The sequence below is a fragment of the Clostridium sp. UBA4395 genome, assembly GCF_002390995.1.
Lineage (GTDB): Bacteria > Bacillota > Clostridia > Clostridiales > Clostridiaceae > Clostridium_J > Clostridium_J sulfidigenes.
Map to the genome: position 1 here is coordinate 1 of NZ_DGRF01000045.1, position 14,571 is coordinate 14,571.

At 29.6% G+C, this 14,571-nt stretch carries 14 protein-coding genes; 13 read left to right on the plus strand and 1 reads right to left on the minus strand.

What is annotated here, in order from left to right:
• The first annotated feature begins 186 nt into the window (after positions 1–186).
• From B2694_RS07430 to B2694_RS07480, 11 genes are all read left to right on the plus strand, one after another.
• Complete coding sequence (locus B2694_RS07430; protein WP_346846427.1) at positions 187–1,122, plus strand: DUF5692 family protein; 936 nt, start codon at positions 187–189, stop codon at positions 1,120–1,122.
• A 106-nt stretch (positions 1,123–1,228) separates the two neighbouring features.
• Positions 1,229–1,603 carry a phage holin family protein gene (locus B2694_RS07435; RefSeq protein ID WP_346869699.1) on the plus strand — a complete coding sequence of 125 codons (375 nt, stop codon included), beginning with the start codon at positions 1,229–1,231 and terminating at the stop codon, positions 1,601–1,603.
• Positions 1,604–1,756: 153 nt separating this feature from the next.
• Positions 1,757–2,869, plus strand: coding sequence for a PQQ-dependent sugar dehydrogenase (locus B2694_RS07440; protein ID WP_346885201.1), 1,113 nt, complete (start codon positions 1,757–1,759; stop codon positions 2,867–2,869).
• A gap of 219 nt (positions 2,870–3,088) precedes the next feature.
• Positions 3,089–3,694 (plus strand): isoprenylcysteine carboxylmethyltransferase family protein, encoded by a 606-nt coding sequence (locus tag B2694_RS07445; RefSeq protein WP_346885202.1) that lies wholly within the window; start codon positions 3,089–3,091, stop codon positions 3,692–3,694.
• A gap of 207 nt (positions 3,695–3,901) precedes the next feature.
• On the plus strand, positions 3,902–4,378 hold the full coding sequence (locus B2694_RS07450) for a hypothetical protein (protein WP_346885203.1): 477 nt from the start codon (positions 3,902–3,904) through the stop codon (positions 4,376–4,378).
• Positions 4,379–4,679: 301 nt separating this feature from the next.
• The gene (locus B2694_RS07455; protein ID WP_346885204.1) at positions 4,680–5,486 is read left to right on the plus strand and encodes a CsxC family protein; all 807 of its coding nucleotides are present in this window, start codon (positions 4,680–4,682) and stop codon (positions 5,484–5,486) included.
• A gap of 317 nt (positions 5,487–5,803) precedes the next feature.
• A complete protein-coding gene (locus B2694_RS07460) occupies positions 5,804–6,574 on the plus strand; it encodes a CsxC family protein (protein WP_346885205.1) in 771 nt (256 codons plus the stop codon).
• A 354-nt stretch (positions 6,575–6,928) separates the two neighbouring features.
• Entirely contained in the window at positions 6,929–7,705 is a 777-nt protein-coding gene (locus B2694_RS07465) for a pseudouridine synthase (protein ID WP_346885206.1), read from the plus strand.
• A 497-nt stretch (positions 7,706–8,202) separates the two neighbouring features.
• Positions 8,203–9,627, plus strand: a complete 1,425-nt coding sequence (locus B2694_RS07470) for a serine hydrolase (protein WP_346885207.1) — start codon at positions 8,203–8,205, stop codon at positions 9,625–9,627.
• Between the two features lie 211 nt (positions 9,628–9,838).
• Positions 9,839–10,273: a GNAT family N-acetyltransferase gene (locus B2694_RS07475; RefSeq protein WP_346885208.1), complete on the plus strand. Its 435-nt coding sequence runs from the start codon at positions 9,839–9,841 to the stop codon at positions 10,271–10,273.
• A 270-nt stretch (positions 10,274–10,543) separates the two neighbouring features.
• Entirely contained in the window at positions 10,544–10,777 is a 234-nt protein-coding gene (locus B2694_RS07480) for a hypothetical protein (protein ID WP_346885209.1), read from the plus strand.
• Between the two features lie 231 nt (positions 10,778–11,008).
• Here B2694_RS07480 and B2694_RS07485 read toward each other — a convergent pair whose 3' ends face one another.
• Positions 11,009–11,692 carry a DNA alkylation repair protein gene (locus B2694_RS07485; RefSeq protein WP_346885212.1) on the minus strand — a complete coding sequence of 228 codons (684 nt, stop codon included), beginning with the start codon at positions 11,690–11,692 and terminating at the stop codon, positions 11,009–11,011.
• A gap of 160 nt (positions 11,693–11,852) precedes the next feature.
• On the opposite strand from B2694_RS07485, the gene B2694_RS07490 reads away from it, so the two are divergent.
• Both B2694_RS07490 and B2694_RS07495 read left to right on the plus strand, forming a co-directional pair.
• Positions 11,853–13,067, plus strand: a complete 1,215-nt coding sequence (locus B2694_RS07490; protein ID WP_346885210.1) for an MFS transporter — start codon at positions 11,853–11,855, stop codon at positions 13,065–13,067.
• A gap of 87 nt (positions 13,068–13,154) precedes the next feature.
• On the plus strand, positions 13,155–14,378 hold the full coding sequence (locus B2694_RS07495; RefSeq protein WP_346885211.1) for an MFS transporter: 1,224 nt from the start codon (positions 13,155–13,157) through the stop codon (positions 14,376–14,378).
• The last annotated feature ends 193 nt before the right edge of the window (positions 14,379–14,571 follow it).

Below are 14,571 nucleotides of genomic sequence, written 5' to 3' on the forward strand. Positions count from 1 at the left end.
CATTATCAAAAATCGATCAGATGGGGGTTTTGGGGCTTTTTAAATATTTGACCAAAGAGTCAATATGTAATATAATTACTAAGATAACAGATAAAGATATTTAAACTTTGAATATTTACATATCTTTGCTTGTTATGAAGAGACATAATAGACTTATGTCAAATATTATTTTTAGGGGGGAATATTATGGGCTTTTTTTATGAGTCAACCAATTTTACAGGTTGGGCTATTTGGCTTTTTATTCTTTTTGCCTTAATGGCTTTTAATGAGCTTGGTCGTTCAACAAAATGGGGCGGAATTATACTTTTTTTAATTGTTCCTATAGGTTTAACTATTTTTGTTTGGCCAACAACTGCAGCTCCAGGAAATGAATATGGAACAGGTACTTGGTTTAACTGGGTAAAAACTTACTCAGCGCTGGCAGGGTGCCTTGGATTTATGGCTATTCGCTATATTCCATCACTTGCTAAAAAGAAGTGGGTATTATGCTTTCCACCACTTATTTTGGCAATTAATATTCTTGAAGCAGCTATTCGTGATTTTCAATGCTTTACATATGGTGCATGGAACGGAGCATATGTAGACAATCTTTGGGTAATGTCAGGATCATGGAATATTATGAATGGTATAGCTGGATTACTAAACATTATTGCCATTTGCGGATGGGTTGGTATTTTTATTTCTAAAGATAAAACAAAGGATATGATATGGCCTGATATGATATGGCCTTGGATTATAGCATATGATTTGTGGAATTTTGCCTATACATATAATTGTATAGCAGATCATTCATTTTATTGTGGTTTGGCACTGTTACTTTCTTGCACCATACCTGCTTTCTTTATCAAAAAAGGAGCATGGCTACAACATCGTGCACAGACACTTGCCCTATGGATTATGTTTGTTATGACAGTACCTTCCTTTGCAGATCGTATAGCACCTGTAGCTACTACACATAATCCAAAAGCATTTTTTATTTTAAGTTTATTATCTTTAATAGCAAATGTAGCATTAGTAATTTATCAGTTTAATAAGATTCATAAAAATAAACTTAATCCACTAAAAGACGAAATTTTTGTAGAAACAAAAGCCTATAAGAAGGTAGTTGAAGAAAATAGATAATATAAAAAGTATAATAAATTCATATGTATATAGGAGATTATATTTTTGGAATTTATGGGCATAATACCTTTAAGAAATTAAAATTTCTATTAAAGGAGGAATTCTTATGCCAGATAATAATGAGGTAAGAAAAGAAGGTTCTAGTGGAAATAGTATTTTAAGATGGGCAGGAAGATTGATATTAGTTGCAATTATTTTAGGTATAACATCATTTTTAACTCCAGGATTTAGTATTTATGGATTATGGTCATATCTAATTGCAGCAGTTGTAATAACTGCATTAGACTATTTCGTAGAAGCATTCATGGGAGTTGATGCATCACCTTTTGGAAAAGGAATAAAAGGTTTTATTATTGCAGCTGTAATAATATATGTAGCACAATTTTTAGTGCCAAATATGAGGGTATCTCTTCTAGGCGCAATATTAGCAGCTTTAGTAATTGGTGTAATAGATGCTGTATTTCCATCAAGAGCAATGTAATTTTAAATACATCATATTGAAATGATTAAAGGAAGAACTCTAGAAATAGGGTTCTTTTTATTTATGTGAAAATGGAACATTAACATAAATACTTAATAATATAAATAAAGTGTGCATTGATATATGATTTATTTAAGTTTGGAGGATAGCAGCATGAAAAGAAAGAGTTACAATGTTTTATCTAATATGATATTGGGTGGAGATAACGCATCTAGAGTGAAAGCAAAGGGAAGTATTTCAAGGGAACTTCCCTATGAAGTTGAGGTTATTGCTGAAAATTTATATGTACCTTGGGCCATAGATATAAGCAATGAAGGTAAATTATATTTTACAGAGCGGTCTGGAGCAGTTAGAATTATTGAAGATGGCAAACTTCTTCCACAACCACTGATTAGATTTAGTGCACCATTTGTAAGCCAAGGAGAAGGGGGATTGATGGGAATTGCATTAGATCCAAATTATTCTCAAAACCATTATATATATGTTATGCATTCATATGCAGAAGGTAATCAAGTTCACAATCGTGTTGTGAGATTGATTGAAAATAATAACAAGGCATCTATTGACAGAGTACTTATTGATAAAATACCTGGTGGGCGGATTCATAATGGAGGTAGGATAAAGATAGGGCCAGATGGAAAATTATATATTACAACGGGTGATGCAGGTAATTCTGCATTGGCACAAAATATCACAAGCACAGCAGGGAAAATACTGCGAATAGAATTAGATGGTAGTATTCCTGAAGATAATCCAAATGTAAATTCACCTGTTTATAGCTTAGGTCATAGAAATCCTCAGGGTTTAGCCTGGAATTCAAGAAATATATTGTATGCCTCTGAGCATGGGAAGACCGCTCATGATGAAATAAATATTATACAGCCAGGAGCTAATTATGGATGGCCTCTGGTTCAAGGAAATGAAGACTCTAAGGAAGTTATAGTGCAAAAGCCATTAATACACAGTGAAGAAGAGACGTGGGCACCTTCTGGTATAGCCTTTGTAGATCAAGGACCGTGGCAAGAGAAATTACTAGTTGCTACTTTACGTGGAGAACAACTACTTACTATTTCATTGAATGGAAAAGGAACGAAAGTGAATAGTGTAGATTCATGGTTGAAGAATAGATATGGGCGCTTACGTGAGATTATTCAAGGGAAAGATGGATCGATTTACCTAACAACAAGTAATAGAGATGGAAGAGGTACTCCTAATATAGGTGATGATAGAATTATTCGGATTATTCCAATTAGGGGGAGCAAGTAAAAATGAGTATAAGATTTACAATAATTATAACTCTTACCTTCATAATATGATATATATTTTTGCCTATTGCTGTACAGTATGTTTTCCTTTATATAAGAAATTTTTGCTAAAGTCTATTGACATGAATTAGAGGTGAGAATATAATATTTATATGAACATATGAATAAGTATTCATGTAAATCATGTTAGTAAAAAGTAATTTTAAAGGTGGGAATAATTATGGGGTTAATAGAGATAGTTTCATTTACATTACTATGTATATTTGGTATTTCATATATGGGTAAACTAATAATATTATCAAAGAAAAACAACATTAAAGCTAATGTTTTTGGTAAAGGTACTAAAAGTAAAGAAAGTCTTATTATTGAAAGGTTTCTAAAAGCAATGACTTTTGCAGGGCTAGGGATTTGGACTATTAGTGCTTTATTTCCATCATTTACAGAAAAGTGGTTTGTTGGACTTGGTAAAGGCTTTACAGTAAGCATTATTGGAGTAGTCATTACATTAATAGGAGTTTCACTCTTTATATTGGCTATGGTTTTCATGAAAACTTCTTGGAGAGCAGGTATAGATAAATCAACAAAAACATCACTTATAACTTCAGGACTTTATAGATTCAGCAGAAATCCAGCCTTTGTTGGAATGGACTTGATGTTTATTGGAACTGCATTTACTTATGCAAATCTTTTTATTGTAATTGTAGGTTTATTAGTTGTAGTTGGTATACATCTACAAATACTTCAAGAAGAAAATTATATGGAAGAAGTATTTAAAAAGGAATATAATGAGTATGTAAATAAGACACCAAGATATCTGTTATTTTGAGAAGTATAGTGATGTTTTATAACAGAAATAAGGTCAATATTATCAGTTAGCTATATGGAGATTAGAGAAATCTAGTCTCTTTTTCAATGTATAGGAAAGTACAGATTTTTACATTTTATAAGTTTTACATATTATATGTAAGTAATTATGATAATACCTATATTATTATACAACTATAAAGGACTTAACTAATAAGGGGGAGAAATGATGAGAAAAATACTATCAATGATTACTGGTGGATTATTAATTTTAGGATTAGTAGGATGTAGCTCTAAAACTGTAGAGACACAGAATGATACAGCAAGTAATCCGCCAGCAGTTACAGAGGAAAAGAAAACAGATACAAAAGTTACCTATGAGAATTTTTTGAAAATAAATATGGGTGCTAAATATGATGAGGTCAAAAATATACTTGGAGATGGAAAAGAAGAAAGTTCATCTGAGGTAGCTGGGATTAAAACCAATCTATATTCTTGGAATGGTTCTGGAATAAGTAATTTGACTATTACCATACAAAATGATGAAGTTAAAGGTATATTAGGTGAGGGACAAATACTTTCTCAAACAAAAATTATGGATATGGAAGCTGTAATCTATGCATGGATAAATAAAGATGGTTCAAATGCTAACTTTACTTTTTCAGATGGAAAACTAGAAATGAAAGCTCAATTTAACTTAAAATAGTATTTAATTTATGATATAAATCTAAAGGTATATGAATTGAAACAAATATAAATAAAAGACTAGGGAAACCTAGTTTTTTATTTATATTAAGGGTTGAGTTTATGCAAATAAATTTTTAAAGAGGATATTGCTTATTTATTTTAGATACTCTAAAGTTTCTTCAACAGGCTTATGATTGCATTTACTAAATAGAAGAAACTTTTTTATTTATATATGAACAAAAAGTAGAAATTCATATATTATGTAGTATAAGGTCTCACTAACTATAGTTTAATTAGATAAAAATGGGGGAAATGTTATTATGAATGACAATAAAATAAATGCAAATAACAATAGATGTGTAGGAAACTCTTGTGCAACAGATTCTTGTGCAACTGTTACTACCCAAGTACAATCACTAACTGAACAACTTCCTATAACTCCGATTGTTATTGCACCTGGACCTGCATTTGTTAAGATTCCAGTTGTGTTAGCAGAAGTAAATATAACCATTCCGGTTGAAGCTACTATCACACTAGACCAACCAGCTATAGAAATTAAACGAATTAGAAAGAATGTATATTTAACTCAATCCCGTATTATTCCATTTTCTCAAGATGATCAATTTAATACTGGAATACTATTTATAGCAGGTTTTATAAGAAAGAATATCGAGTATGCAACTAAAACTTGTAGGACAGCTGGAACTCCAAATGTTTGTGGAGATATAAGACATTGTACAGTTGAAGTACCTTTTAATTTCACAACAAGAATTGCTTTCCTTAGACCACCAATTTTTATTGAAAATAGCATTCCGAGTGAATTAGAATTCTTTACAGATAAACTTCAAAGTTGCGATGCTTGTTCAGATCCAGTAATTGGACGTAATCCTTGCGATCAGAGTTTCTTCTATACAGAATTCTTTAACGAAAAACCTTTTACTGAATTAGTAAGAGCAGATATTGCTGAAGTTGATATTCACACAAATCCAACTATAAATTGCGCAGTTCCTACAGAGCAAATATTTACTCAACTTACAGAAAAAGTAGTAGTAAATTTAACACTAAAAGTATTACAAAAACAACAGGTAGAAATTACAGCAACAGAATCAACACAAGCAACATGCTAGGAATTAAATTGAAAAATTAATCTTATTTAAATGATATATTGCAGACCTAAAGCTTACTAAGAGAGGTTTTGGGTCTGTTTTTAAGAGAAATATTATCTTTATCAAGGATGACAATACTTAATATAAGCTTCATCGGAAGCATGAGATATCTTTATATCATAAATCCATAGCAATGTTTTCCTTTGGATGTTTTGATTGGTTTTGTGATTCAATTATAACAGAAAAAAAGGGGGCATTGATATATATATAATTTTAAAAAAGAATTAGTGTAAAAAACTTTACACTAACAATTAGATAGATAAGGAGGAAATCTTATAATGAATGATAGCCAAAAAAATACAAGTGATTATGAATGTGTAGCAGATCCTTGTGCAACTATTACTTCTAAAGTACAATCATTAACTAAACAAATTCCTGTAACACCTGTTGTTATTAAATCTGGACCTGTATTTGTTAAGATTCCAGTTGTATTAGCAGAGATAAACATAACAATTCCGGTTGAAGCTACTATTACATTAGACCAACCAGCTATGGAAATTAAACGAATTAAAAAAAATGTATTTTTAACTCAATCTCGTATTATTCCATTTTTTCAAGAGTGTGCACCTGATACTGGAATACTATTTATAGAGGGGTTTATAAGAAAAAATATTGAGTATGCAACCAAAACTTGTAGTATAATTGAAACTCCAAATGTTTGTGGAGATATAAGATGTTGCACAGTTGAAGTTCCTTTTAATTTTACAACAAGAATTAATTTTATTAGAGAACCGATTTTTATTGAAAATGGCATTCAGAGTGAATTAGAATTTTTTACAGATAAACTTCAAGGTTGCAATGCTTGTTCAGATCCCGTAATTGGACATAATCCTTGTGGTCAGAGTTTTTTCTCTACAGAATTCTTTAATGAAAAACCTTTTACTGAATTAGTAAGAGCAGATATTGCTGAGGTTGATATTCATATAAATCCAACTATAAGTTGCATAGTTCCTGCAGAACAAATATTTACTGAATTCACAGAAAAAATAGTAGTGAATTTAACACTAAAAGTCCTACAAGAACAACAGGTAAAAATTGCAGCACTATAATTATTAAATAATATAAATATAAAAGTGTAACATTGCTAAATGAATATAAGTGTAAAAGCTTTTTATTACTTGATAATATGAGACAGACCTAAAATCTACTAAGAGAGATTTTAGGTCTGTTTTTAAGACGAGATAAATATTCATTAATCTATATTATAATTGAATGCCATAATATAGTTTCTATTAAATGGTAGAAATCTGTTTATGTTTAGATTATATGTATCGGAATACTATCTTATTAAGAAACTGACAGCTTTACTCATAGACTAAACTGTTATATATTAAAAGAGTTACTAATTACTTATGAAAAGAGAATTAAAATTATTTTACACATGAAAAGAAGAGGATAAACACATGAGATTAGATAAATTTTTAGCTATATCATTCATAGAGACACGCAAAAAGAGTAGGGATTATATTAAGGAAGGAAAGGTTAAAGTAAATGGGGAAGTGATAACAGAACCTGCAATGGAAATTAAGGAGAGTACCGATATCATTGAGTATCTCGATAAAGTAGTTGATTATAGAGAAAAGGTGTATTATATGTTTCATAAACCTGCAGGATGTATTACTTCAAGAAAGGATGCTGATAATAAAACAGTATTTGATTTTTTTCATGAGGATAATATAAATGGAATATTTCATGTTGGAAGATTAGATAAAGACACAGAAGGATTATTGCTTTTTACCAACGATGGTGATTTTGATCATCAATTAATGTGCCCAGAAAGGCATGTTGAAAAGAAATATTTCTTTTGGGCATTGGGTTCATTAGATGAGAAAGATAGGAAGAGATTAGAGAATGGAATTTCCATTGGAGAAGGTGAAGCATTAACAAAGCCTGCTAAAATAGAAGTGGTGAAATGTGGGAACTATGAAGAGTTAGAACAGGAAACTAATATTGGAAAGTTCTATAAAATAGAGTCAAAGTATCACCATCAATCCGTTGTCTGTGGATATCTTACAATTTCTGAGGGACGTAAGCATCAAGTTAAGCGTATGTTAAAGGCAGTAGGTTGTTATGTAGTATATTTAAAGAGGATTTCTATTGGGGAGTTAACCTTAGATGAAACCCTTAAAAAAGGCCAGTATCGAATGCTTACAGAAGAGGAAGTTCAAAAGTTAGTGTAAAATTATAATTTTTGGAGATAGATATAAATTCATTAAATATTATGTAATAAAAGGGATATATAATTTATTATTGATTTATTATACTTAATTGTATATAATTGTATTAGTAAAATTAAGGAGGTACAATGTGATGGTAATAACTGCTTGCTAATTAATTTTCTAAATTGAAAATTATATGAAAGGAAGATTTTAAATGCCTATTCAATTAGGTTTTTTAGTATGATTCTTTTGAAACTTAGTAAGTAGAGGTAGTCATTTTGTAGAACCAGAATTAAGTCTTAATTTTACATAAGATATTTATAAGAACCTATGCTCTTAAGGGTATTTTGTAATGTAAAATAATGTTTATTTTGGACTGTAAGAAGGGTATCAATTCTACAGTCTTTTTTGTTTTATTAAAAAACTTAATAAGTAGAATTCTAGGTTTTAGGAGGAGCTTTGAGTTTGGTATAGGCATTAAACAATATAATAACACTTAAAAGCAAGGAGAGATCACTATGGATATTAAAGAAAGAATAATAAAAGATTTAGATAGAATAATAAATGAATATGTTAATGGGGAATTTGTTCCTGGATTATCAGTAGGTGTAGTATACAATAATGAAGTTATTTATACAAAGGGTTTTGGAGTAAAAAATGTAGATACGAAAGAACCCGTTGATGAGAACTCCCTTTTTCATATGGCATCAGTATCAAAGACTTTTGTAGCTACAGGAATAATGCAATTGGTTCAGCAAGGTAAAATTCACTTAGATGAATATGTAATAGAGTATTTACCGTACTTTAAGCTTCAAGATGATAGATATAAAAAAATAACTATAAGGCAATTATTAACTCATATATCAGGTATGCCAGATGAAGATGATTATGAATGGGATAAACCTCAATATGATGAAGAAGCTTTAGAAAGGTACGTTAGAAGCATTAGTGGAAGAGAACTTATGTGGGAGCCAGGAGAAAAATTTGCATATAGCAATATTGCTTATGAGATTTTGGGAAATGTTATTGAAAAAGTTTCAGGTATGTCTTTTGAGAAATATATGAAAGAAAATATTCTCAATGTTGTACAAATGAAAGAAAGCAATTTTTTAAAACCTTTAGTTTCAAAGGAGCTACTTACAAGTCCTCATATCTTAGATACAAAGAATGGCTATGGTGCTACGGTTAGTGAAGTTTTTCCTTATAATCGTGCACATGGTCCAAGCTCTACGTTGTGTTCTAATGTAATTGAAATGTGCAACTACGCTATTGCTAATATAAATGAAGGAAAATTTAAAGGAAATAAAATATTAGAAGCCCATAGCTATTTAGAACTTTGGAGAAAATATGCCTTAACAGGTTGGGGTGGTTATACTTTAGAAATTGGATTGGCATGGTTTTTGGGAGAATATAAAGGAAATAAAGTTAGATCTCACAGTGGTATGGATACAGGATTTAGAAGCAATTTAATAATATTGCCAGAGAGAGGTATTGCAGTTGTTGTTATGATCAACTCAGATTATATTGGAACTAAAGTTTTATGTGAAAGAATTTTAGATATACTTTTAGGGGAAGAAGTTGACTATATAAAAAGATCACTTGCTAATCATATAGTAAGAACCATGTTTAACAATAATTCTGAGATGGCATTAAAGGAATATTATTCAATAAAGGAAAATTCCATTGAAAAGTATCTTGTGTATGAGGATGAATTTAACGCCATTGCTTATAACTTGTTGGAGAGAAAAAGAATTAAAGAGTCAATAGATGTGCTTAATTTATCAATTAAAATATTTCCAGCATCAGCTAATCTTTATGATAGTTTAGGTGAAATGTACTTATGTGAAGGTAATAAGAAGCAAGCTTTAGAGAGTTATAAGAAATCTTTTGAGTTGAATACTAACAATAAAGAAGCTAAGAAGATAATAGATGAATTAAGTTAACCTTTCATAGTACTGACTATAAAAGATAAGTAGGTACCACAGGAAAGTCATATTTTTATATATGTAGACATCAGCCAATATAAAGGGCTGCCTGTCTACATAAGTAAAGAAACATTCAAGGGACATGCAGGAGTCAGGCCCCAGAATTACTTGTATATATTTGGAACATTGATATACTTATATTAATGACTATTGGAAGGAAGCGATAAATATGAATGAAATTTTTGATATTTCTTATGATGAGGTTGAAGTTATTAAGAACCTATGGGAAAAAAATAGACAGTATCATGAAAATATTTCAGAATACTTTAAGGAATCATATAGGTTTATTAGCTTTGAGGAGAGAATTAAAGCTTTTGAGAACCAGACAATAAAAATTACTGTTGCCAAAAGTGATGATGGATATATTGGATATTGTATATCGACGATAATTGATGGAAAAGGAGAAATTGATTCACTTCACGTTGATGATCATAATAGAGGAAATGGCATTGGTAAGAAACTTGCAATTAAGCATATGAAATGGTTGAAAGAAAATAATTGCAAAGTAATTGGGGTAACGGTATCACAAGAGAATGTAACTACCATAGGGTTTTATAAGAAACTTGGATTCTTTCCCAATACATTATATATGCAACAACGTTAGTATAGAATAAGGGCGATACTTTGATTGGATCTTTAGTTGTCATTTTACAATTTACAAAATAATCATAAAAAAGTATAATTATCAAGGTGAACAGTTATTTACTAATAATATTTTATGAAAGGAGATGTTTTTAATGAATACAAGTAAAAAGGTGATTTTAGTATAAAACTTAAAATGAGCTTAAATGTAACATTAGACATAGTCTATTATTTGTGTTGCATTTTTGCGAGAGTAGTTACCCTTTCATATTATAGATATGTCTATAAAAAATTGTGGTTAATCGACGAAATTGGTGCTTATATAAAATTAGAATATAGAAATAAAAAAATAGGTATTGAGCTATTGAAAATCGTCAATGATTATTGCAAGGATTTTAATGTACCATATATTCATGTTGATTTTGAAACAGCTAATCTATATGGTAATAAATTTTGGAAAAAGTATTTTACACCAATGTTATTATCTATGAGAAGACCAATTAATAAAGATATAAATGATAGATAAATTTTAAATGTGCACAATCAGAGGAACGCATCATATAAACCCTTAACATGAAGAAGTTTTTTAAAAGTGACCTGTAGCAGTTTATGAATTGTTAGAGGTGACTTTTTTGATTTATCCGATGACTACCAGCTCTAATGCTCCCATCTTCTTCAAAGTGGGAGCTACGTCCCTGGATAACGATTTCTAAAGTTTCAGAGGGAGTAAACCTCCCTCTGAAGCAAAGAACTCTGTTTATTTTCGTTTCATATTTCTCATTAGGCTTTTAGTATCCTTATCTATTTGTAATGATTCGATAATTTTTTGTAAAGCTTTGTTATAGGTCATATCATCCAAAGTGTTATTTTTAAGAAATTTTAGTGTTTTCTCTGGAAACCTTATATAACAGATAGATATGGCCCAAGCCACTGACATTTTAACGTAATAGCCTGTATGTTTAATGTCATTCAAAAGCTTAAATATTTCATCAATATGATTATGATCTATATAATAGAAAAGAAGCATGACTACTCCAAAACGTATATGATACTCATGGGTAGCTGTAAGATAGGGTATCAAGTATTCCCACATTTCCTTTGGATATTGTTTAGGAAGTTTTAGTCCACTACAAAAGCTATCGCATACTGACCAATTATCAATTTTATTAACAAAGGTTGTGATGTATGGCAATATATCAGAAAGCTCAGATTTTACATAGCCAATGGTCATTCCTTGAAGCATAATTTCCTCGAAAGTGTCATCAGATGCATTTTGTAAATAGCACTGCCAGTCACCTTTTGCAAGTTTTTTAGCAATTTTTCGAAGCTCAGGTAAACGAACACCTAGGATGTTGTGAATACCAGGTAATAGACCACTAGAAAATTTTTGATATTTTGGCTCTGCTAATATAGAAAGTTTTTCTTTAATTACATTATTTATTTCCATTTTTATTCTCCTTATTTTTCTAATTATATTTTATCATAGAGATGTCCTGTTTTAACTGGAACTAAATAATAATATTTAATTCTCGGAATATATTATAATGAATACTGATTTTATAAAGGGTTATTTTATTAATACTATGTTATAGGAGATAAATATGAATATTGGAAATAATGTTTTTTTTAGAAAAAAGGAATTACATAACTTTTGTATTTATAGATTCATTTTTGGGATTAGTTATAGTCTCATGATTCCAACCATACCACTTTTCTTTGACTCTATAGGAATCACTACTCTAACCATTGGGACTGTAATGTCTTTATATGGAATAAGTAAAACATTAACTCAAATGCCTTTTGGAATTGTATCTGATATAATAGGAGACAAATTAACGCTAATGCTAGCATTAATTTTAATGACTTTTGTTCCTTTTGCTTATACTTTAACTAATAATCATCTATTAGCTAGTTGTATATATGTAATACAAGGAGCAATACTTGGTATGGCTGCCCCTGCAACTTTTTCTATATTGTCAAGATCCTTAGATAGAAGGAAAAGAGGAGAAAGTACAGGACTAGCCTCTGCAGTTTTTACACTTGGTGGTGGAATTGGTGCAGCTATCAGTGGATGTATTGTAGCAAAACTAGGAAATTATAATATGGTATTTTTTATATCATCAATTGGGATACTAATTACATTTATATACGTTGGCTTACAAATAGGTAAAATTAATTTAACACGGGGTAAAGTTAGATTTAATACAAATAAAAATAGCAGTAGAATCAAAGTAATAGGTGAAGAAATAAAAAGATATAATCTTAAATATAAAATTATAGTATTAGGAACTATTGCATTTTTAGGTGATTTTATATATGGATGTATTGTAGCTCTTTTTCACTTTTATGGACAAGATATTTTAGGTACATCAACTGTATATACTTCTGCAATAATATCAATTTATTTACTTGTTTTTGGATTAGGGGCACCTATTGCTGGGTGGGTAAGTGATAAAATAGGAAATAGAAGACAGTTATTTCTTTCTTTCAACGTTATGAATATCACATTGCTAGGATTAACTTTTACAAGAGATGTAATTATTTTTACTGAGATAATAATTATGTATTTCTTAGGTGCTACGTTCCTAAATGCAGCATTACAAAGTTCGCTTTCAGAATTTGGTGATAACCTAAAGATAAAAGGTATTGTATTTGGCATTGTTGGAGCATCTGAATCATTGGGATACTCCCTTGGTCCCATAGTTTCAGCATATATATATCAGTTAAATAAGTCATGGTTATTTATGGGATTATTAGCAGTTTCAATTTTAGTTTCAGTTATTTATTTATTTCTATATAAAAAAGCTAACATATAGCCTTAAGATAAGAGATAAAAATAATTTAAGGGGTATACTATATTTATAATAGCCTATAATATTAGTAAAATATTATAGGAGTTATTTATGAATATTAAAAATAATGTTTTATTTCATAAAAAAGAACTGAGACAGTTTTGTAATTTAAGATTTATTTTTGGTGTTAGCTATAGTTTTATGATCCCCATAATACCACTTTTCTTTGATTCTATAGGAATTAGTACCGTAGTTATTGGTACAGTAATGTCATTATATGGAGTAAGTAAAGCTTTAGCGCAAATACCTTTTGGTATGGTATCTGATGCAATAGGAGATAAATTATTGTTAATAATATCATTAAGCGTAATGACTTTTGTACCTTTTTTCTATACTATTTCGCATACCCAAATATTAGCTAGCACTATATACATAGTACAAGGAGGAATACTTGGAATGGCTTCTCCAGCTACGTTTTCAATATTATCTAGGTCGCTAGATGAGGAAAAGAGGGGGGAATGTACAGGGTTAGCATCTGCAGTTTTTACACTTGGTGGTGGAATTGGTGCAGCAGTAGGTGGATTTATTATTTCAAAATATAATAACTACGATATAGTATTTTATATAACGTCAATCGGAATATTTTTTTCAGCTGTATTTGCAGTTTTTAAAATAAAAAAATCTAGTGGAGTAACAAAAAAAAATAAACCTATGAAGAAAGGTCTTAACTCTAATAGTAGAGTTAAAGGTATTTTCAATGATATTAGAAAATACAAACTTGGGTGTAAAATTATATTATTAGGGTCTATTGCATTTTTAGGAGATTTCATATTTGGATGCATAGTCTGTATTTTTCCTTTTTATGGTCAACAGGTATTAGGAGCTTCAGTTGGATATACCTCAACAATAATATCACTGTATTTATTTGTATTTGGTTTTGGTGCACCTATAGCTGGTTGGATAAGTGATAAGATAGGGAATAAAAAGCAATTACTTATTTCTTTTATGGTTATGAGTGCAACATTATTAGGGTTATATTTTTTAAGAGAATTAATTGGATTTACTATAATAATTGTAATATACTTCCTGGGAGCTACATTTTTAAATGCAGCGCTACAAAGTTTGCTTTCAGAATTTGGTGATAATGATAATATAAAAGGAACTGTATTTGGAGTTGTAGGTGCCTTTGAAGCATTTGGATATGCACTTGGACCAATAGTTTCTGCATATATTTATGGATTAAATAAGTCATTATTATTTCTAAATTTATTAATAGTTTCAATTTTAATTTCAGTTATTGATTTAATATTATGTAAAAAAGCTTATATAACATAAAGTAGTTAAGTATATTAATAAAATATTTTATTGGTTATTAAATGAAATATAAGAAATATAAGATTTAAAAATTTTCTAAAAGATATTTTTAGAGAATTTTTTCTTTTTTGAAGAATATGTATAAAAAAGGAGAGTTTTTTGTGTATATAAATTTGTATTAATAAAAAATAAGATTCTGTTAAGCTGATATGAA